Source organism: Roseibium litorale, assembly GCF_014842915.1.
Classification (GTDB): Bacteria; Pseudomonadota; Alphaproteobacteria; order Rhizobiales; family Stappiaceae; genus Roseibium; species Roseibium litorale.
The window spans coordinates 200,336-219,918 of the sequence record NZ_JACYXI010000009.1; the positions used below are offsets into that span (position 1 = coordinate 200,336).

The following is a 19,583-nucleotide window of genomic DNA, read 5'->3' on the forward strand; positions in this document are numbered from 1 at the left end:
AACTTCCCTCCAAACGCCAATCAGGCGCCCGCCATAAGACGGAGCGCCTGATCAGTCAAAGGGGTCAAAAGCGATTTGGGAGGCGCTTAGTGGTGGTTCAACCAGAGGTCGATTTCCTTTTCCGCCTCGTCTTCGGCCTTGCCGTAGCGCTCCTGAATAAGGCCGGAGAGCTGCTTGCGCTTGCCTGCGATCACATCCAGCTCATCATCGGTGAGCTTGCCCCACTTTTCCTGAACCTTACCGCGAAACTGATCCCAGTTCCCTTCAATCTGATTCCAGTTCATGACTGCCTCCTTGTCGTTCGAGAGCGGCTCATTTTCCACTCGCTAAGTCAACGTGCAGATCTGGGAAGGGTTCCAAAGAAACGAGAACTAACTTTGTCCGGCGGTCAGAACTCCCGGCCGCAAATGAACAAAATTTGGACGAGCATAACCGGCACCCTCCGTTTCGTCAGGGGCATGAGTGCCTTATGCTGAACGTCTGGAAGATGAGCAGATACCCAATTCCGATTGGCTTGCGAGGAACCCGCCAAGTGAAGAAATACATGCCCATGCTGGCATTTGTCATCGTGTCCGCCGTCGGTCTGGCCATGACATATCTAATCTTCGAGGCGGAAACCTCCGCGGAAAATACCAGGTTCGCATCCATCGCCACCGAAGCAGTGGACCGCATCCGGCAGAAGGCAGACCAGAACCTTTCAGTCATCGCTGCCACACACTCGTTCCTCAACACCAACGGCGCGTCCGTATCCCGCAAGGAGTTCCAGACCTTCGCAATGGGCCTGGTGGTCAACAGCCATGTATCCGGAATTCAGGGCATCGGCTATTCGCAGCTGATCGAGACGGGCAATGAGGCAAGCGCAGAGCAAAACCTGCGACGGAACTATAGTTTCACCGGAAAGATCTGGCCTGAGAGCGACCAGCCCTTCCGCACGCCGATTACGCTGCTTGAACCTCAGGATGCACGGAACCAGGCGGCCATCGGCTATGACATGTTCAGCGATCCGATCCGCCGTGCCGCGATGGAAGCCGCCGCGACGACGGGAAAGCTGCAGGCCTCCGCGCCGGTTGAGCTGGTCCAGGAAATCACCGACGACAAGCAGACCGGTTTCCTGGCCTATATGCCGCTTTTCACGCCCAGCGAGATGATGCAGGACAAGAAGAGCAACGGCCAATACGGCTCCATAACCGGATTTGTCTATGCCCCTTTCCGGGCTGGTGATCTGCATCAGGCTGCCCTGGCCAGGCCGACGCCTGTGTCCGTTCTGGTGGAGACCATCGACACCACCGACGGGGGATCACAGCTTCTGTTCCGGTCACACGGTTATGAAGACCGTCTGGAGGCGGCAGAGAATGTCTTGAAGGAGACGCTTGACGTTGCAGGCCGTCAGTGGTCCGTGTCTGTCATCGAGGCCTTCCCCGCCAGTCACACCCTGCTTTACTGGCGCACTCTGATCCTCGGAACGGTCTCCCTGCTCTTTGCCGCCGCCCTTGCCGTTTCCATCCGTGCGCAGATGAAGACCGTTGCCGCCACCCATGAACTGAACGAGGTTGCCCGCAAGACCATTGAGGAAAAGGATCTCATGCTTCAGGAAATGAAGCACAGGATCAAGAACTCCATTGCCCGCATCCTAGCCATGGCGCGGCAAACGTCCAACTCCTCCGAAAACCTTGAGGAATTCAAAACGTCTTTTACCGCCCGGCTTCAGGCCATGGCGAATGCTCAGGACCTCTTGACCCGGTCGAAATGGGAAAGCGCGGATCTCAAGACCCTGCTGACCCAGGAGCTGGAGCAAGTTTTCGGCACTGAGTCTGAGCAGATGGAGGTGGGTGGCCCGAAGATCCGCCTCGACGAGCGGGCAACCCACGCGCTGGGTCTCGTGTTCCACGAGTTGGCCACCAATGCGATGAAATATTCCAGTATCTTCGAGGAGGGCGGCAGCCTGTCGATCACCTGGACCACCGTCCAAAATGGCCGCGAACCGTGGCTCGAGCTGAACTGGGTTGAAATCTCCGCCACAGCAATCACCCAGCCAAGCAGCAAAGGCTTTGGTTCACGCCTGATCGACGCCTCGATCCGCGGCGAGCTGCGCGGTAACATAAGCCACGACTTCGGCCAAAACGGCCTCAAGATCCGTATTTCGCTGCCCCTTCCAGGACGCAAACGCAAAAAAGGTCTTGCCTCTTGAGCAACGCCGGTTGTGTCCGGAAAATCCCGCTCTTTTCTTGATCTGCAAGGAACTCCCTCCCCTTTCAAACGTTAACGGTCGAAAGGGGAGCCTTCATGCACCATCCCAAGTCTCTTATCGTGGCACGCCCAACCCAGATACACCCGGTCAGGGCTCATCTGGGCACGGTTGCCTCGCTCGCGACGATCCTGATGGGTATCGGGACCATTGCGTTGATCCTGGTGCATGCTCAGGCGATTCTTGCCCCCGTTGCGCTGGCGGTCGTGATCGGTCTGATGTTTGGCCCGCTCGCCGACCGCATTGAACGGTTGGGCATTTCCTCCTGGCTTTCCGGCGCCATTGTCCTGGCCGTTTTCCTGACACTCATCAGCCTGGCCATCACCGGCTTTGCCGTGCCCCTGTCCGACTGGATCAGCAAGATTCCCCTGATCTGGAAGCGGGTACAGGTGGAACTTGCCAATTGGCAGGGGGTGATCAAGTCGGTCGGGGCCCTGCAGGACCAAATCCGGTCCTTGGCCGGGGCTGATGCCGCCATGTCGGTGAAGCTGGACGATTCCACATCCGTCAGCGATGTCGCCCTCCTGGCGCCTGCCATCGTGGGCCAGCTCGGCATTTTTCTCGCCAGCCTGTATTTCTTCATCTCCACCCGGCACGACATCCGCGTGTCAATCCTGACCCTTTGCATGAGTCGCAAGCAGCGCTGGCGCGCTGCGCATATCTTCCGCGACGTGGAGCACTACGTCTCCCACTATCTGCTGCAGATCACCGGCATCAACCTGCTGCTCGGGGCGGCCCTGTCGCTCATGTTGTGGCTGGCAGGTGTGCCCTCGGCGCTGATGTGGGGGCTGCTTGCCTGCACGCTCAACTATGTCATTTACATCGGCCCGGCTGTAATGGTCGCCGTGATGCTGGGGGTCGGTCTGGCGACCGCAAACACCAGCCTCGGGATTTTCATTCCTCCAGCGATCTACCTTGGCCTGAACATTCTGGAATCCCAGGTCGTGACCCCGCATGTCCTGGGCCGGTCGATGGAGATCAACCCCTTCATCATCTTCCTGTCTCTGGTGTTCTGGATCTGGATCTGGGGACCGATCGGGGGATTTATCGCAGTGCCGTCTCTGCTCGTCATCATGACGGCGCTGAAGAACATCCGCCACATGATGTACTAGGGTGTGGACCAGTCTCAGCCTGAGCCTTGAATGACTGACGCAGCCCCTGCAAAGGCCTCGCGTCGCGATCAAATCCTCGCGCGCGCCGACACAAAGCTTCTCCTTTCCATGTTCAAGTTTAATTAAAACCGGTCACATCGAAACAAAACTCAAGCACACGCAAATATTAACATTATAATTGTCAGAGTTACCTAGATGAGGGTTATGTAAATTTTAACCCATAAACCGCAGAGTCCAAACGATCATCCGGAGGTGACGCTGTGGCTGTTTTTGACCGTACCCATCAGTTTTTAAAAGCAAAAATGAACTCCATCGGCATGAAGACCGTTGCCTCGATGGCGGCCTTGGCAATTCTCCTGATAGTCATCGCCACGGTCGGCTTGCGCGGGATCGGAACCTTGAGCGGAGCGGTCTCCCGGACGGAAAAAGCGTCAGAGATCCTGATTGACGTCAACTCGGCCGGCGGCTCGATGACCCAATATCTGTTCAAGAAGGATCCGGCGCATATTGATGCCGCGACAGCAGCTCTCGACCGGGCAACCGCCAAGCTGCCGTCGCTCAATCTCGACGCGGCGGATCAGCAGAGCCTGGCAGAGCTGATGTCCAGGATGTCCACAGCCGTTCAAAGTCTCACATCGGCTTATGAGGGGGTAGAAGCCGCCAGCAGTGCCTTCGTTGCCGCAACCGACGACCTGATCAGCAAAGCCGCCGGAGCAGAAAAACAGCGGGCTTCGGTCGCAAGCAACGCGGAAACAAAATCAAACGAAGTTTTCATCAGCCTGGACCGGATCCGGAAGCTGATTTACGCCAACAGCCAGTTCCACTCCGCCATCCAGCAAATGGAAATCAGCCTGACGGCCAGCTCCGGGCAAGTATCCGATGACCTCGCCAGTCAATTGACCCAGGCTGCGGAACGCGCCAGGCCTGCACTTGCAGGCATTGTCGAGCTTGGCGGAACCCCGAATGTCCAGCCTGTCGTAAGTGCGCTGACCAAGACTTACGAAAAGGTCGAAGCGCTGATCGGCAGTTCAGCTCCCATCGGCAGCTCCGAACAGGCAACACTGATGTCGCTCGCTCAGGACCTGGCCAAGACCACCGGGCAGCTGGACGTTATTCTGGGGGAGGAAGCCAACGCGGAGCTGGCGGTAAAGACCGAAAAAGACAACGAGCGCTCGAAGGCCCGTATCGTGACCGGCGTGGTCCGGAACTTCAGTGAAGTCATCAAAGGCGCAATCGTAGACGCAGAACGTTACCAGATCAGCCCGAGTGACGAGACCGCCGAGACCGTAACCAAGGCCCTCGGGAAGGCCGCTGGATTTGGTAAGATGCTGACCAAGATGGGAGATCCCGAGCTGGCGGACGGCGTTGGTGCCGTTCAGAGCAGCTTCGATCAAATCATCGCCGCCATGGCCGCGTTTGACCAGGCGACCTCGACAGCCGTCTCCACCTCCAATGACATGACCGATGGCGTGGTGCAGATTGTCGGCAAGATCAGCGATGCAGCCGAGGCCCAGTCCGACCGCAGCAGCTGGCTGATGTGGGCTGCGGGTGCCGTCTGCCTCTTCCTGACGACCGCGATCGCCTACCTTCTGGTGCGCACGATTGCACGGCCAATCCTGCAGATGTCCGACGCCATGCTGCGCCTTGCCAAGGGGGACACTTCCGTCACACTGGCTCAGCTGAAGCGGCGGGACGAGATCGGTGAAATGGCCCGTTCGGTTGAGGTGTTCCGCGAGAACGAGATTGAGCGCACGAAGCTGTCGGAGGAAAGCCGTACCGAACAGGCTGCCCGTATTCAGCGCCAGGCCCATGTCGATGCGTTGATCGAAGAGTTCAAGACCTCTGCGGAAGAAGTGTTTTCCTCTGTCGGCCAGACAGCCGGCGCGCTTGAGGAAACGGCCAAATCACTGAACTCGCTGTCCCGGGATACGGCCGGTCACGCCCAGGAAACGCAGCATTCGTCATCGACCGTCAGCCACAACGTCCAGACCGTGGCCTCCGCGGCTGAAGAGCTCTCCGCTTCAATTGCAGAAATTTCGGTGCAGGTAAGCCGAACCACGAGCGTGGTTGAAAGCGCAAGGACCCGGACAGCCATGACCAATGAGAAGATCGAGAGCCTTGAAAAAGCGGCGGTCCGGATCGGTGAGGTTGTGACCCTGATCAAGGCGATTGCCGAGCAGACCAATCTTCTGGCTCTGAACGCCACCATTGAAGCGGCCCGGGCCGGGGAAGCGGGCAAGGGTTTTGCGGTGGTGGCCGCCGAGGTCAAGGAGCTTGCGACGCAAACCTCCAAGGCAACCGAGGAAATCACCTCTCAGATCAGCGCCATTCAGGCGGAAACGGGAAATGCCGTCCGTGCAATTGGCGAGATCGCGGAAACCATGGAGGAGGTCGACAATTATACCTCGTCCATCGCGTCCGCCGTTTCCCAGCAGGGCAGCGCCACCTCAGAGATTTCCCACAACGCCAGCCAGGCCGCCGACAGCACCGCAGTGGTTTCCGCCAACATGGAAAATCTGTCAGAGGCGGTCGACCGGACGTCCCAGTCTGCGGGCAGTGTTTTGGAAGCATCCTCGGAACTGCGCAGCAAGACCGACGAGCTTGTCCGCCGGGTGGAAACCTTCCTCACCAATGTGGCGGCTGCCTGACAAGGCAAAGGCGCCCGCAGGCAGCTGGAGCCGGCAAGGACCGGCATAACCTAAAAGAAAACCCGGCAGCGGATCCTCCACTGCCGGGTTTGCTTTTGGAAAAATCAGGTTCAGTTGCGAACGGGATAAGGCCCCTTGAGCGCGGCCAGATAATCGACTGCCCCCGCCAGAACGATCACCGCAAAGGCCTGGTGCCAGAGCGCAATGTGAAGCTGCACGTGCATGAGCAAGGTGCCGATGCCGAAGAGAACCTGCAGCAGGACGAAGCCGAGCAGATGCCGGGCGGGCATCATGACCGGCTTGCGGCCACTCACCTGTTTGGACCGCAGGAACAGGACGATCACGGCAATAACCAGCAGATAAGCGGTCATGCGGTGCTGGAACTGAACGGTCAGGACGTTTTCGAAGAAATTCGTCCAGGCCGGGGTCATGATCAGCAGGCCACGCGGGATGAACTGTCCATCCATCAGGGGCCAAGTGTTGTAGGTGAAGCCGGCGTTGAGACCCGCGACCAGACCACCCAGGAAAATCTGGACAAAAACGAGCGCCAGGAAGACCTTTCCGAACCCGGCCAGGCGTCGGGCTTCTCCGGCGGTTGCTGCTTCCCTCGGCGCAAGCCGGCGGGCGATCCAGAACAGATAGGCGAAGATGATACAGGCGAGCGTCAGATGGGTGGCCAGCCGGTACTGGCTCACGTCGATCCGGTTGACCAGCCCGGAGGCCACCATCCACCAGCCGACAGCGCCCTGCAGACCACCAAGGAACAATCCCGCGACCAGACGCGGCTTGAGCCAGGGCTCAATCATGCCCCGCACCCAGAAGAACACCAGCGGCAGGAAGAAGGCAACGCCAATGAACCGTCCCAGAAGACGGTGGCCCCATTCCCACCAGAAGATGAACTTGAACTCGTCCAGGGTCATGCCCGCATTGATCGCCTCATACTGGGGAATTTCCCGGTACTTGGCGAATTCCTCCTGCCATTCGGCGTCAGAAAGCGGCGGGAGGGCGCCATGGATCGGTTTCCACTCGGTGATGGAGAGGCCAGACTCGGTCAGGCGGGTTGCGCCCCCGACAACCACCATGGCCAGCACCAGGAGGCAGATGGCATATAGCCACCAGCGGATCAGGGTCCGGTTCCGCCGGATGGCGCTTTCATCATTGATGGACATGGCGGTGCCGCTCTCTGGGGCAGCCTGGCTTGATGCTGGCATGTTCAATCCTGGATTTGACCTTTTCCGCGCGGGAATATAGGTGCAAGGCGGATACGGCAAGCGCGCAAATGCTCTTGCGACACTGTTACGCTACATGGCCGGGCTGCAACAGCACCCAGTCTCCCCTGCCCTCGCGCGGAAGGTCTTGAAAAGACATGGTCCCTTCGTTCCGGAAATTCGTCGGCATGGTCATGCTGGTCGTTTTCGTCGTCGTCTACGCCCTGGTCGCCATGGTGATCGGCGACATGACCCTGCAGCAGTCGTCTACGCTGGTACGCTTTGTCTATTTCGCCATTGCCGGACTGATCTGGGTGATTCCGGCAGGGGCCATCATCTGGTGGATGGAAAAAGGCGGGAAACCCCGGACTTGATCGCATCGGTCGGGAAGGCCCAGCGGGTGGCCTTGTAGAGCGCAAAAGGCGCGCCGGTCAGATACTGGTCGATGATATAGGGGTCCTGGAAACGCCCGTTCAGGGAGACGCGCGGCAGCATCATGGGGCTGCGCGCGCTGGCAGAGCGCAGAACGCCCGGCATCGTCGTCACTGCCGACGTAAAGCCCGCTTCCGCAACCAGTTCTCCATCGCGTGGGCTGACGGCAACCGAATTCCCGTAGGGATAGGCAAAGTGCTTGGGGCTGCGGCCTAACTCCTTGCGCATCCTGTCCAGGGACAGGCTGATCTGATGCCGGGCCTCGCCTTCCTCCAGGCGGGCCAGAGCATAGTGACCGTCCGTATGAGCGCCGAGGCTGACGAGCGGCTCACGCGAGAGCGTCCGCAATTCGTCCCAGCTCATCATCAGCTCATCGCCAATGGCCTTCAGATCGATGCCATATTGGGTACACAGGCGCCGGATGATCTCCCGCTGCTCGCTCTCCCCGACCTCGTGGGTCAGCCAGTAGCAGAGCTTCTCGAAACAGATTTCCTTTTCCTGAGGCGTCCTGCAGGAAATCCCGCTTCCAGCCGCGGGGCCAGAAGCAAGCTGAAGCTCATCGACCTGGGAAATGATCCGCTCCAGCCCGATCCACCAAAGATCCGCCGTGCGGTCTATAAGCCCGCTGGCAATGAAGATCGTGAAGGGAACGCCAAGCTTCTTGAGGATCGGCAGGGCAACTTCGGCATTGTCCCGGTAGCCGTCATCAAAGGTGATCGCCGCATAGCGCTTGCGGCCATATCCCGTCTTCAACTGATCGACGGTTTCGTCGAGCGACACGATTTCATAGCCATTGGCACGGATGCGCTCGATGGCCCGGACGAGAAACTCCGGCGTGATTTCCAGATGCTGATTGGGACGGAAGGCAGCAGATGAGGGCTCTCGCACGTGATGGAGCATGAAGATAGCTCCGCACCCTTGCGTAAACGGAGCCAGAGCCCGGCTGACACCAGTCGCATGCAAGGCTTTGAATGCTCGGCTGAAAAAACGCTGGCGGACACCCATCAGAGTCCCGTACCCCCTTAAATATCTCAGTGACTGTAGGCACTGTTTCTTTAATTTTTATTGCTACTTGTTGCAGGAATAAGGATCCTCAACCAGAACGGAATTTGCCTCGTGTCCCACGTCTCATCTCTGAGCCCGGACGGCAGACAGAGCCACAAGACCATTGGCACCGCGGAGACCGGCCATGTCCCCTCTGCGCCGCTGACGGTTCGCAGGATCTCCGGTCAAGAATACCGCACTCTGGCGGAGCGGACATCAGACATCGACTTGCGCTGTCTTTATCAGGAACCGGACTGGCTGGACGCCTATTTGACAGCCATAGCCCCTGCCCGTCCACTGGAACCTGCCTATTACGCCGTCGAAGCGCATGGCGAACTGGCAGGACTTCTGCCTCTTGCGCTCGAGAGCGGCCCTGCAAAGCTGCGGCGGCTGACGTTCCTTGGCTGGAACAGGGCCAACCAGAACCAGGGCCTTTGGAACCGCGCCCGCCTTTCCGCTCTGGATGGCGGCATTCTGCTGGCCGCCTTGCGCGGCCTTTCGCGGGAAGCGGGCGCAGACCTCATTCATCTGCCGAATATGCCCGGTCAGTTCGCCGATGCGCCCAACCCGCTTCTTGGCGGCCATCACCTGCCCAGCCCAAGCCCCGTCTTCAAGGGAGACTTGAATGCTCCTTTTGAGGAGCTGCTCCGAAAGGGACTGGGCAAGGACGGCCGCAAGAAGCTGCTTCGCAAGAAACGGGCGCTTGAGGAGGCTGGCGGCTACCGGATCGTGACCGCCAGTTCGCCTGAAGAGATTGAAAGGGGTCTTCAGGCCTTTCTTCAACAACGGGATATCCGCTGCCGGGAAACGGGAATCCCGAATGCCTTTTGTGAAGCGCCCGATCAGGACTTCTTGCGCCGCCTGCTTGAAAGCGGCACGGGCACAGACACCCAGCTGCGGGTGTTCTGGCTGGAAACGGCCGGAGCCATCCGGGCAACCTATATCTGCGCTTGGCGGCAGGGATGTCTTACCGGCTATGCCAACAGCATCGCCCAGGACGAGATGATGGCTCACAGCCCCGGCGTCGTTCTGCTGATGGACATCGTCGAGATGGCCTGCTCCGATCCGGAGATTACGGCAATTGATCTTGGGCTCGGGGATGAGCGCTACAAGCACGCCTGGAGCAGCCCTGAACCCCTTTTCGATGTTCTGGAAGCCTTGTCTTTGAAAGGACGGGGGCTTCTCATGGCGACGGAAGCAAAGCAGGCCCTCAAAGCCCGGATCCGCGCCTCGAAGACCCTTTGGCCCCTGGTCAGGCGCCTTCGCAAATGGAAGGCTATGCGCGGTCAGGCTGCCTGACCGCCATCTCCCTTCGGTCCCGGACGGCGGCGCAAACGGCCACGGTATTCCGGTTGAATCAGAACCCGTGCCCCGGTGTTGTGAGACAGCAGCCGGGCAGCGCTTTTCAGTTCCGCCATGTGATCCAGATCGGCGGACATGAGCAGAACCGCATCCGCGTCCCTCAGAATGTTGGCGCTCGCCTGCGACCCGTCGATCGGTCCAAGGTCAATGACCACCGTGTCATAGGTCTCCGCGATCACATCAAGCGTCTGCTCAAACCGGCTGTTGGCGGCCATCTCATCGGTGATCCTGACGGTTCCCGTTTCGATGATATGCGCGTTGGACCCGGCATCCCGGTAGATCACCTTGGAGAACTGCGCGGTTCCTGCCACAATGTCGGAAAATCCGGGGGCTGCATCAGCCTCTTCCTGATCCGGGAAGACCTCCATCAGCAAGGTGGTGCGGCCCTGATCGGCGGAGCGGCGGGCAAGCTCGAAGGCCCGCTTCTGGCTGCGCTCCGGCTCGTCGATGCTCAGCACCACGATCCGCCCTTCGGGAGCTTCCTGAATTTGGCGGGCCAGATCGTCAGACAAGGCTTCCGCCCCGGCTGCGGCCGCGGCCCGTTCCTGAGCATCCGCGGCAATTTGACGGCGGCGGACGCTTCTCTCAAGGTTCCTTGTCAGCGGGCGGGCCACACGGGGGGCTTCAAGCACAGGAGCCACGACGGCTTCTGCAGCCTCTCCATCGTCTATGTCCTCTTCGCCTGGCTCTTCCTCTTCAACGGCAGCGGCCCGAGGCTCTTCCCCAACCGGTGGGAGGTCAGCCTGATCGATGTGGTCATCAAGCTCGTCCGTCAGCTCTTCGTCCAGCTCATCCACTTTGCCAGCCGGGGCGTCGCGATAGTCATAGGAAGCGCTCATGGAAACACCTGAGCGCAAATCATAACCGTAAGGCGACGGCGCCATCCGTGGCATCTGCACAGGCATTTCGGGTTCGCTGCGCGCCTCTTCGGAGCGTGTGTCTTCAACCGGATAGAGCACGGCACCAGACAAGAACGCCCGCATGATGATAAAGGCGCACCCCAGAACGAAGGTCACCACTATGGCGATGATGGTGATCACCAGAATCTTCGGGGCATAGGGTTCGATCGGAACGCTGGCGCGCGAGATAATCCGGGCGTCGGCGGGAAGCACCTGAGCCTTCAGGCGTGTGTCCGCATCGCGGAAGCTGGAGATCATCTGGTCCAGCTGACGGGCCTTCGAATTGGCCTCACGCTCCAGCTCAGACAGGCGCACCTGATCCGCATTGGAACGGGCGGCAGCGGCCTTCAGCTCATCCAGCCGGTTCTTCAGCGCCGCGGCCTGCTGGCTGGACACCTTCGCATCGCTTTCGAGACCAACCAGGACCTTGCGCGCCTCGTCCCGGATCAGACGCTTATAGTCGGCCAGCTGGGACTGAAGAGCCTTGAGCTGTGGATGGTTCGGCAGAAGCGTGATGGATAGTTCGGCGATGTTGGACTGCACCTGCGCTTCCCGCTCGCGCAGACGCTGGATCAGCGGAGAATTCAAAACGTCCGAGGCCGATTCCAGAGCACCGCCCGACCGCAGAAGCTCACGGATTAGCTGCGCCTTGGCTTCCGCTTCCGCCTTGTTGGCCTGGGCCCGGCTGTACTCGGTGCTGATTTCGGACAGCTGCTGCTGGTTCAAGGTCAGATTGTCATTGCCCATCAGCAGATCGGCATGGGCGCGGAAATCCTCGACCGCTTTGCGGGCGGCCTGAACGTCCTGACGCAAGGCTTCGATCTGTGGCTCCAGCGCCGTAGTCGCGACCTCGTTGGTCTTCCGCTTGGCGCTGGACTGGAGGATGATGTACTCGTCCAGAATGGTGTTTGCCACCTGAGCGGCCAGCTCGGGATCTTCCGAGGAATACTCGACCGCGATCACGCGGGAGCCTTCGAGCCGGTAGACATCCAGGTTCTTGAAATAGACCTTAAGAACACGCTCCTCGACGGAGTTGCGGGACTGATCCGGCATGACGCCCAGCATCACAAGCGCACTTGAGAGCAGGCTGCCCGATCCAGAGGCCTTGAATTCCGGAATGGAGGCAAGGTCCAGCTTCTTGGCCACCCGGCGCGCAAGATCGCCGGACATGAGCAGCTGCACCTGGCTGGCAACGCCTTCATTGTCCAGAAGCGCCCGCTCCTCTTCCACGCCACGGGAAGACCCCGGAAATGTGGATTCCTTGCTCTCGATCAGCAGCCGTGCCTCGCCCTTGTATTTGGACGGAACGAATTGCAGGGAGATAAACGCGAGCGCCCCCACCAGCAGAACCAGCGGCAGAAGCCACCGCATGGCACCCCGCAGCTCGCGCAGCAAGCCGGTGAGGTCAAGCGCCATGTCGTCGATCGGTGCTGGTCCGCGGTTGGCGGTCATTGTCAAAACTCCAAGGTATTTTTCGAACTATGGCGAAACAGGGTAAGCGATCGGTTAAGATGACCTCTTTCGGACCGCCCCGCGCATTAACCAAGCCATTTCCCCTTCCCTTGCGTTCTCCCCTATTACTGCCGGCTCTTCACCCGCCATTAACCATAGCTTGCGATTGTGCATCTGATCTCAGGAGAGAATTGCATGTTGATCAGACTGTTGCTTGTCCTGGCGGTATGTGCCGGACTGGCTGCCTGCAGCGGCTACCGCCGTCCCCCGGCCGCGTTTCACGAAACGCTGACCCAGCCCTACCAGCTCGACTCGAGCGACCGGCTGCGCATCATCGTGTTCGGGCAGGACGATCTCTCCAATACCTATACCGTTGACCAGGCAGGTTATATTTCCTTCCCGCTGATCGGCAGCGTCCCTGCCCGAGGCAAGAACCAGCAGCAGCTGGCCGCTGAAATCGCACGCAAGCTGCGCCAGGGTTACCTTCGCGACCCGGATGTTTCCGTCGAGGTGGACACCTACCGCCCGGTCTTCATCATGGGCGAAGTGCAAAACCCGGGCCAATACTCCTTCGTGGCCGGCATGACGGTCCAGAACGCCATTGCGACCGCCGGAGGCTTCGGCACCCGTGCGCAGCAGCTTGACGTCGACATCACCCGGCAGATCAACGGAGAGATCCTTAACGGCCGTGTGCCCATTTCGGACCCTGTCCGCCCGGGAGACACCATCTACGTCCGCGAACGGCTGTTCTGACACAACCGCATAATTAACTGCGGACTCATTTCCCTTTGCTAGGATGCAGGCACTCGGCGCTCAAGGTTCACGAAGAAACCTGAGGGCCGCAACAGGGAGCCTGCACCATGACATCCGATCCGCTTCGGATTTTACACTGCGTACGCTCGCCCATCGGCGGCATATTCAGACATATCATGGACCTTGCGGCCAGCCAGGCAGCGGCTGGACATGACGTTGGTCTGATCTGCGACAGCTCTACGGGCAGCGCGTTTGACAATGCGCTCGTCGACCAGATCAGCCAGTCCCTGTCCTTGGGTGTCGCCCGCTTTCCAATGCAGCGGCAGCTGACCCTTCAGGACCTCAAGGCAACCCGCGACCTCTACCGCCATATCCGCGACCTGAAACCTGACGTGCTGCATGGCCATGGGGCCAAGGGCGGCGCGTATACGCGTATCATCGGCACCATTTTGCGCGCAAAGGGCCGGGACGTGACCCGGATCTACTGCCCCCATGGCGGCAGTCTGCATTATGATCCGAACAGGATGGAAGGGCGTGTCTATCACACCATCGAACGGGCGCTGGAACGCCTCACCGATGGTCTGATCTTTGTCTCCGATTACGAAGCCGCCGCCTTTGAAACCAAGGTGTGCCATCCCAAGGCCGTTTCCCGCGTCATTTATAACGGCTTGCGGCCAGACGAATTCTCCCCGGTCGGGACCGATCCGGATGCGGCGGATTTTCTCTATATCGGCATGCTGCGCGATCTGAAGGGGACCGATCTCTTCATCGAGGCGCTACATAACATAAAATTAAAGAGCGGAAACGCGCCGGCTGCGCATATAGTGGGCGAAGGCCCGGATGAAGCCAAATACCGCGCCATGGTCAGCAAGTTCGGACTTGAGGACAAGGTGACGTTCCATGGCGCTCTTCCGGCACGTAAGGCTTTTGCCATGGGAAAATGTGTTGTGGTTCCCTCACGAGCTGAAGCAATGCCCTATATTATCCTGGAAACAGTGGCCGCCCAGCGCCCGCTGATCGCCACCCGTGTGGGTGGCATTCCGGAAATCTTCGGGCGGTACGCGTCGCACCTGGTCGAACCTGGACGGATCGAAAGCCTGACGAACGCCATGGAAGCCGCGCTTGCACAGCCTGAATCCATGGATCGGCTCGCCCGGACCCTGCGCGGCTGTCTGGCGGAAACCTTCTCCATCGACCTCATGAGCGACCGTATCATGACCCTTTACCGTGAGGTCCGCGGCCAGTTGCCGGAGGAGCAATATTCCTCCTCCCAGCAGTCCGGCGCCGGTGCGCTGCCTTCGACGAATTCCCAATCGGTTTATGCCAGAACGGGGCAACGCTGATGAGCCTTCCAGCCAGCCGTCACGGCAGCCAGCCCCCCTTTGACCCTGCCAAGAACGACGTCAAAGCACCAGACGTGCAGCCGCCGGAAGATACACCGGACCGCAGCGCTCCGGAATTGCGCGAGCACTTGACCAGCAGCCTGCGGGCGCCGTCCGTTGCGCCTGCTCCTCCCCCACATGCGGCCAACCAGCCTAAAGGGCAAGGGGAAAGCACCCAGGCGCATAACGCCGGCGCAGACCGCCCCTCGCTGTCCGAGGAGGCTCTGCGCGTCGCAGGCACGCTTGAAGACAATGCCGTTTCCGTTCCGGTTCTGACTGGAACCGTCCGCCTTGCGGATATTGCGGTGATTGTCCTCACAGGCCTTGCAGCCTTCATCACAGCGCTGCCGGGACAGACCTTCGGCATCGGCAATGCCGTTGCCATTGGTCTCGCCATGATCCTTGCATTGTCCTTCTTTCAGGCAGGCGATGCCTATCAGGTCCCGACAATGCGCAAGGGTCTTGCCCAGTCCGGACGTGTGGCTGGCGGCTGGGTTCTGGTCTTTGCGGTGTTTGCGCTGGTAAAGACGACGTCCACCTTCGGCGGTGCTCTTGACCAGAACTGGATCGGAACCTGGTTCGTTTACGGCTTGATTGGTCTGACCGCAGCCCGTTTCGCCGTTTACCGGCTTGTCCGGCACTATATGGACACGGGACGCCTGGAGCGCCGGGCGATCATCGTCGGCGGCGGCAACGCGGCGGCGGACCTGATCCACGAGCTGGAATCCCAGCCGGAAAACGACATCCGCATCTGCGGCATCTTCGACGACCGCAGCAACGACCGGTCCCCGGCGGTGGTGGCCGGCTATCCCAAGCTCGGCAACATCGCGGCTCTTGTCGAGTTCTGCCGCCTCGCCCGGATCGACATGCTGATCGTATGCATACCGCTGCGCGCCGAGAAGCGCGTGCTGGAGCTGCTGCGCCGCCTGTGGGTGCTGCCGGTCGATATCCGTCTTTCCGCCCATACGGACAAGATGAAGTTCCGTAACCGCGGCGCGTCCTTCATCGGCTCCGTGCCCTTTGTCGATGTGGTCGAAAAGCCGATCACCGACTGGGACATGGTGGCAAAGCGCGTGTTCGACATTTTCTTTGCCAGCCTGAGCCTGATCATCCTGTCCCCTGTCATGGTTCTCACGGCCATTGCCATCAAGCTGGACAGCAAGGGCCCCGTGATTTTCCGGCAGAAGCGCTATGGCTTTAACAATGAGGTCATCGAGGTTCTGAAGTTCCGGTCCATGTACGCCGACAAGACCGATGCCGAGGCCAAGAAAGTTGTGACCAAGGGCGACTGCCGCGTCACAAAGGTTGGCCGCTTCATCCGCAAGTCCTCCATCGATGAGCTGCCGCAGCTGATCAACGTGCTGCGCGGCGAGCTGTCCCTTGTCGGCCCCCGCCCCCATGCGGTCAATGCCCACACGGACAACCGCACCTGGGACAATGTGGTGGATGGCTATTTTGCCCGCCACAAGGTGAAGCCGGGCGTTACCGGCTGGGCCCAGATCAACGGCTGGCGCGGCGAGGTCGACACGCCGGAAAAGATCCAGAAACGCGTCGAGCATGATGTGTTCTACATCGAGAACTGGTCGATCCTCTTCGATCTCAAGATCCTCTTGATGACCCCGATCTGCCTGCTCAACACGGAGAACGCCTATTGAGCGCTTCCGCCGCAGACTTTGGCGGCCTGCCCCAGGAAGGAAGACTGGGAGGCCGCACTGCCTCTCATGGGCAGCCCGGCCTGGTTCTGCGGGGACAGCAGATCGGCAATGGCGCCCTGTGGCTGGCGGCCTTCCTGTCCGGCTTCGTGATCCGGGAACCGGCCCCGTATGAGCTTTACATGCTCGGCCTGCTGGTCGTCTGGCTTGCCTTCGGGCTGAAGCTGCGGCGGGAATTCGGCCCGCTGATCATCTGCCTGATGCTCTATATCTCCGGCGGCCTGGCCTCCATGCCACTGGCCCGTGAGTTCAATAACGCTCTGATCTACACGGTCGTCACCGGTTTTCTGGCCGTCACGGCGATCTTCTACGCAGCCGTTCTCGCCGAGCGCCCGGACCGCTACCGGATGATCGAGAAGGGCTATCTCGCCTCCTCGGTGCTGGTCGCCCTGTTCGGCATCGCCGGCTATTTTCATCTTTTCCCCGGCGCAGGTTTCTTCACGCTTTATGAGCGCGCCCGCGGCACGTTTCAGGATCCGAACGTCTTCGGCCCCTTCCTGGCGCTCCCCGCCGTGCTTTTGATCCAGCGCATGCTGTCCGCATCCATTCCGCGTCTGCTGCTGCTCTCCATTCCGCTGGGCATTCTGGTGCTCGGCATCTTCCTCAGCTTTTCGCGCGGCGCCTGGATCGTGCTGATCGTGGCCTCGGCCATCGTCTACCTGCTGGCCCTGATCACCGAGCGCAACCCGTCCCGCCGCCTGCGGCTGATCGTGCTCGGCGCCCTTGGCCTTCTCGGCGTCATTGCGCTTCTGGGCATCGCGCTGTCCATCGACAGCGTGGCGGAGATGTTCCAGCAGCGCGCCAAGCTGGTGCAGTCCTATGACGGTGCACGCCTCGGCCGCTTTGCCCGCTACACGCTGGGCTTCCAGATGGTGATGGAGCGCCCCCTTGGCCTCGGTGCGCTGGAGTTCAACAAATATTTCCCGGAGGACGAGCACAACGTCTATCTGAAGGGCTTCACCACCTATGGCTGGCTTGGCGGCACGGTCTATCTCCTGTTCATCGGCTGGACCTTGAAGCGGTTGTTCCCGCTGCTCTTCAAGCAGCGCCCCTGGACCCTGTTCCTCCACAGCGTGTTCGGTGTTCTGTGCGCCCATGTGATTCTGAGCGCGATCATCGACACGGACCACTGGCGCCACGTCTATATGCTCTATGGCATCGCCTGGGGCCTGATCGCCGCCGACAAGCTGGAGCAGCGTCGGCACGGTCTTCCACCGGTCCGCAGAAGACCTGTGGACCAAGCCCCATCAAGGCGCTTGCGCTTGGGCGGCGAACCGGTTAGGTAGAGCGCGTTCGGGCAGTAGCGCAGCCTGGTAGCGCACTTGACTGGGGGTCAAGGGGTCGTCGGTTCAAATCCGGCCTGCCCGACCATAAAGACCTTCCCCCAGATTTTCCTGCATTTGCAAGATGAGATGACCGTCGGCTGCGGCATGTGTATTTTGGCGCGAGAGTGCTTGGGTGCAGAAGCGGCGGCAGCTACATAGTCCACACCTTCGCCTCTCGCAAATAGTCGGGAACCTCATGCCCGCGCGTTGCAGGATGGTTCTCCAGCACCATTCGCAAGGTACGGACCGCGTCATAAGCTTTAGTGATTAACTCGCGCTGCTCGGCGACGTAGTTTTGGTCGAACTCGTTATCCTCTACAATGTGTGCCGGCTTCTGGCGAACTTTGCGTACCGCTCGGAGATTATCAAAGAGTTCCGCCATTGCGGCTGGCTCAGCTGGCCTTAACTTCGAGCCAATCCATTCCTCGAGGAGTTGGATCGTGCCTTTCGACTGCGTAACTCTGTTTCCATCTTCGTCGGTCAGGTTGCGATTTAGCTCTAAATCCCCCTTGAAAAATTCTCGATTCAAGTCATCGCTCAAAAGCTGATCAAGTAGCAGGGCAAAATCTCGAAATTCTTTCTTGGTTGGCCGTATCAGAATGCCGAACCCACGCGGGCGCTTTAAATCAACATACTCAGTACGGAAAAGCTTGGGCTTCCCCATAAGCTCACACATCCGATTAATCTCTACCTTCTCCTGCAGGAAGGCGTCATAGATCGACATGCGCTCAGGGAAGTCCCCGATGATCTGAGTGCGGAAAAAATCAGGGTGCAACTTATACAAACCCGGCAACTCATGCTTCTGCATCTCGATCTGCTGTGCTTCTGGCAGGTCATGCAAGTATCGGATAAAGGCAGCTAATGCTCGATGCATTTCTTCGTCATAGGCAAAGCCAAACTCAAAGAACTCCAGACCATCAAGAACTACTGCACGTTCTGCTACCTGAGTCCCTTCCTTCTGTAGAATACGGCCGTGAATGTCATCGACGTCAAAGTCAAAGCGGGGGTCATTGCGATACCATTCAAGAGCACGAAGATCGAATGCGCGGTAGCTAAGTTGAGGCGCGCCTTCTTTCAGAGCCCGCGTATATGGTGCGGCTTCATTGGCTCCCGCGTTCCGCTCCTTCAGCAGTTGCGGGGTGGGGTATAGGCACCCAGCAAGTCCAAGAGCATCGATCTTTTCGAGTTGGAGCTCGACTGAATCCGCTGGGAAAGCCTTAATGTGAGGGTTGGGATGTGCGTCGCCACGCACCAAATCCAGACTGCCGTCGGAGACCAACTCCCTGATGACTGCAACATCAGCAGCGCTTGTCATCAAGAACACGCCAAGTCCATTGAAGTCTCCTGACTCCAAATAAAACCCCAATACCTCATTGAGGATTGCTTCTTCGCGATCAGCACACATGATCTGGTTTCATATTCTCTTGTTCGGGTTCAGCCAACGTCGGTCGCACGCCACTAATTTTTTACGCTAACACGCCTTGCAAGGACACCAACAGCGGTTATCATCATCGCTAATAACGCGAACGTGAGCCCGCTTCGCTCAGTCGCATCTGTCAGAATCGTCTAGGAACGGATCTCCTCTGCGTATTCCGGGGATGTCAGAGATGAGCCAAAACTCAACGAGCGTGGTGCAAAAGCCAATGTCAGCTTTGCCCTGACGGCGGGCAAAACGGGACAGTCTACTTGCGCCCCAAACCGCCACTGCCCTCGTGAATGCCAACCCCACAACCTAAGCCACCTTCGCCAGCCGGCGCTCACAAGATCACAAAAAGCCACCGCCCCTCCTTCAAGCAGAGGAACGCCAAGGTTTCCGGGCCAACGGAACCGGCTTTCTCCCCGAAACCCTCTCTTTCGTCCTGCCATGGCTTGACCATGGCATCCTGTGTGTCTGGTTTGGTCTATTGTTGGTACGGGAGGGAGGCCGATGCAATCCTGATCCCCTTTTGGGAGATCGCGGCATGGCTTGGCCCCCTCCCGCTTTAGCCACCCAACCTGAACAGTTGCAT

General features: G+C 59.5%; 14 protein-coding genes and 1 tRNA gene. 10 read left to right on the plus strand and 5 right to left on the minus strand.

Annotated features, from left to right (window positions below):
- Window positions 1–86: 86 nt before the first annotated feature.
- On the minus strand, window positions 87–284 hold the full coding sequence (locus tag IG616_RS15100; protein WP_192148982.1) for a CsbD family protein: 198 nt from the start codon (window positions 282–284) through the stop codon (window positions 87–89).
- Window positions 285–532: 248 nt separating this feature from the next.
- Here IG616_RS15100 and IG616_RS15105 point away from each other — a divergent pair, with 248 nt between their 5' ends.
- From IG616_RS15105 to IG616_RS15115, 3 genes are all read left to right on the plus strand, one after another.
- Window positions 533–2,188: a CHASE domain-containing protein gene (locus IG616_RS15105; protein WP_192148983.1), complete on the plus strand. Its 1,656-nt coding sequence runs from the start codon at window positions 533–535 to the stop codon at window positions 2,186–2,188.
- A gap of 95 nt (window positions 2,189–2,283) precedes the next feature.
- The gene (locus IG616_RS15110; protein WP_192148984.1) at window positions 2,284–3,357 is read left to right on the plus strand and encodes an AI-2E family transporter; all 1,074 of its coding nucleotides are present in this window, start codon (window positions 2,284–2,286) and stop codon (window positions 3,355–3,357) included.
- Between the two features lie 302 nt (window positions 3,358–3,659).
- Window positions 3,660–6,005 (plus strand): methyl-accepting chemotaxis protein, encoded by a 2,346-nt coding sequence (locus tag IG616_RS15115; RefSeq protein WP_192148985.1) that lies wholly within the window; start codon window positions 3,660–3,662, stop codon window positions 6,003–6,005.
- A gap of 110 nt (window positions 6,006–6,115) precedes the next feature.
- Here IG616_RS15115 and IG616_RS15120 read toward each other — a convergent pair whose 3' ends face one another.
- A complete protein-coding gene (locus tag IG616_RS15120) occupies window positions 6,116–7,174 on the minus strand; it encodes a COX15/CtaA family protein (RefSeq protein ID WP_192149013.1) in 1,059 nt (352 codons plus the stop codon).
- A 197-nt stretch (window positions 7,175–7,371) separates the two neighbouring features.
- Between IG616_RS15120 and IG616_RS15125 the strand changes: the two genes are divergently transcribed.
- Window positions 7,372–7,587, plus strand: a complete 216-nt coding sequence (locus IG616_RS15125) for a DUF2842 domain-containing protein (RefSeq protein ID WP_192148986.1) — start codon at window positions 7,372–7,374, stop codon at window positions 7,585–7,587.
- Here IG616_RS15125 and IG616_RS15130 read toward each other — a convergent pair.
- The gene (locus tag IG616_RS15130) at window positions 7,547–8,545 is read right to left on the minus strand and encodes a polysaccharide deacetylase family protein (protein ID WP_209007553.1); all 999 of its coding nucleotides are present in this window, start codon (window positions 8,543–8,545) and stop codon (window positions 7,547–7,549) included. The genes IG616_RS15125 and IG616_RS15130 overlap by 41 nt on opposite strands.
- Before the next feature lie 216 nt (window positions 8,546–8,761).
- Between IG616_RS15130 and IG616_RS23375 the strand changes: the two genes are divergently transcribed.
- The gene (locus IG616_RS23375; RefSeq protein ID WP_192148988.1) at window positions 8,762–9,988 is read left to right on the plus strand and encodes a GNAT family N-acetyltransferase; all 1,227 of its coding nucleotides are present in this window, start codon (window positions 8,762–8,764) and stop codon (window positions 9,986–9,988) included.
- Here IG616_RS23375 and IG616_RS15140 read toward each other — a convergent pair.
- Window positions 9,976–12,402: an exopolysaccharide transport family protein gene (locus IG616_RS15140; RefSeq protein ID WP_192148989.1), complete on the minus strand. Its 2,427-nt coding sequence runs from the start codon at window positions 12,400–12,402 to the stop codon at window positions 9,976–9,978. The genes IG616_RS23375 and IG616_RS15140 overlap by 13 nt on opposite strands.
- Before the next feature lie 195 nt (window positions 12,403–12,597).
- Here IG616_RS15140 and IG616_RS15145 point away from each other — a divergent pair, with 195 nt between their 5' ends.
- From IG616_RS15145 to IG616_RS15165, 5 genes are all read left to right on the plus strand, one after another.
- Complete coding sequence (locus IG616_RS15145) at window positions 12,598–13,155, plus strand: polysaccharide biosynthesis/export family protein (protein ID WP_192148990.1); 558 nt, start codon at window positions 12,598–12,600, stop codon at window positions 13,153–13,155.
- A 107-nt stretch (window positions 13,156–13,262) separates the two neighbouring features.
- Entirely contained in the window at window positions 13,263–14,498 is a 1,236-nt protein-coding gene (locus IG616_RS15150) for a glycosyltransferase family 4 protein (RefSeq protein WP_192148991.1), read from the plus strand.
- The gene (locus IG616_RS15155) at window positions 14,498–16,192 is read left to right on the plus strand and encodes an undecaprenyl-phosphate glucose phosphotransferase (RefSeq protein WP_192148992.1); all 1,695 of its coding nucleotides are present in this window, start codon (window positions 14,498–14,500) and stop codon (window positions 16,190–16,192) included. The genes IG616_RS15150 and IG616_RS15155 overlap by 1 nt, the downstream gene beginning before the upstream one ends.
- Window positions 16,189–17,535 (plus strand): O-antigen ligase family protein, encoded by a 1,347-nt coding sequence (locus tag IG616_RS15160; protein WP_209007555.1) that lies wholly within the window; start codon window positions 16,189–16,191, stop codon window positions 17,533–17,535. The genes IG616_RS15155 and IG616_RS15160 overlap by 4 nt, the downstream gene beginning before the upstream one ends.
- 8 nt (window positions 17,536–17,543) lie before the next feature.
- Window positions 17,544–17,620 (plus strand) — tRNA-Pro (locus IG616_RS15165).
- Window positions 17,621–17,725: 105 nt separating this feature from the next.
- On the opposite strand, the gene IG616_RS15170 is transcribed toward IG616_RS15165, so the two are convergent.
- The gene (locus IG616_RS15170; RefSeq protein ID WP_192148993.1) at window positions 17,726–18,979 is read right to left on the minus strand and encodes an AAA family ATPase; all 1,254 of its coding nucleotides are present in this window, start codon (window positions 18,977–18,979) and stop codon (window positions 17,726–17,728) included.
- Window positions 18,980–19,583: the final 604 nt, after the last annotated feature.

Coding starts and splice junctions, on each gene's coding strand:
- IG616_RS15140 (WP_192148989.1), bottom strand. CDS start 12,402: ATGACCGCCAACCGCGGACCAGCACCGATCGACGACATGGCGCTTGAC.
- IG616_RS15130 (WP_209007553.1), bottom strand. CDS start 8,545: ATGCTCCATCACGTGCGAGAGCCCTCATCTGCTGCCTTCCGTCCCAAT.
- IG616_RS15145 (WP_192148990.1), top strand. CDS start 12,598: ATGTTGATCAGACTGTTGCTTGTCCTGGCGGTATGTGCCGGACTGGCT.
- IG616_RS15115 (WP_192148985.1), top strand. CDS start 3,660: ATGAACTCCATCGGCATGAAGACCGTTGCCTCGATGGCGGCCTTGGCA.
- IG616_RS15155 (WP_192148992.1), top strand. CDS start 14,498: ATGAGCCTTCCAGCCAGCCGTCACGGCAGCCAGCCCCCCTTTGACCCT.
- IG616_RS15150 (WP_192148991.1), top strand. CDS start 13,263: ATGACATCCGATCCGCTTCGGATTTTACACTGCGTACGCTCGCCCATC.
- IG616_RS15170 (WP_192148993.1), bottom strand. CDS start 18,979: ATGTGTGCTGATCGCGAAGAAGCAATCCTCAATGAGGTATTGGGGTTT.
- IG616_RS15100 (WP_192148982.1), bottom strand. CDS start 284: ATGAACTGGAATCAGATTGAAGGGAACTGGGATCAGTTTCGCGGTAAG.
- IG616_RS15110 (WP_192148984.1), top strand. CDS start 2,284: ATGCACCATCCCAAGTCTCTTATCGTGGCACGCCCAACCCAGATACAC.
- IG616_RS15125 (WP_192148986.1), top strand. CDS start 7,372: ATGGTCCCTTCGTTCCGGAAATTCGTCGGCATGGTCATGCTGGTCGTT.
- IG616_RS15120 (WP_192149013.1), bottom strand. CDS start 7,174: ATGTCCATCAATGATGAAAGCGCCATCCGGCGGAACCGGACCCTGATC.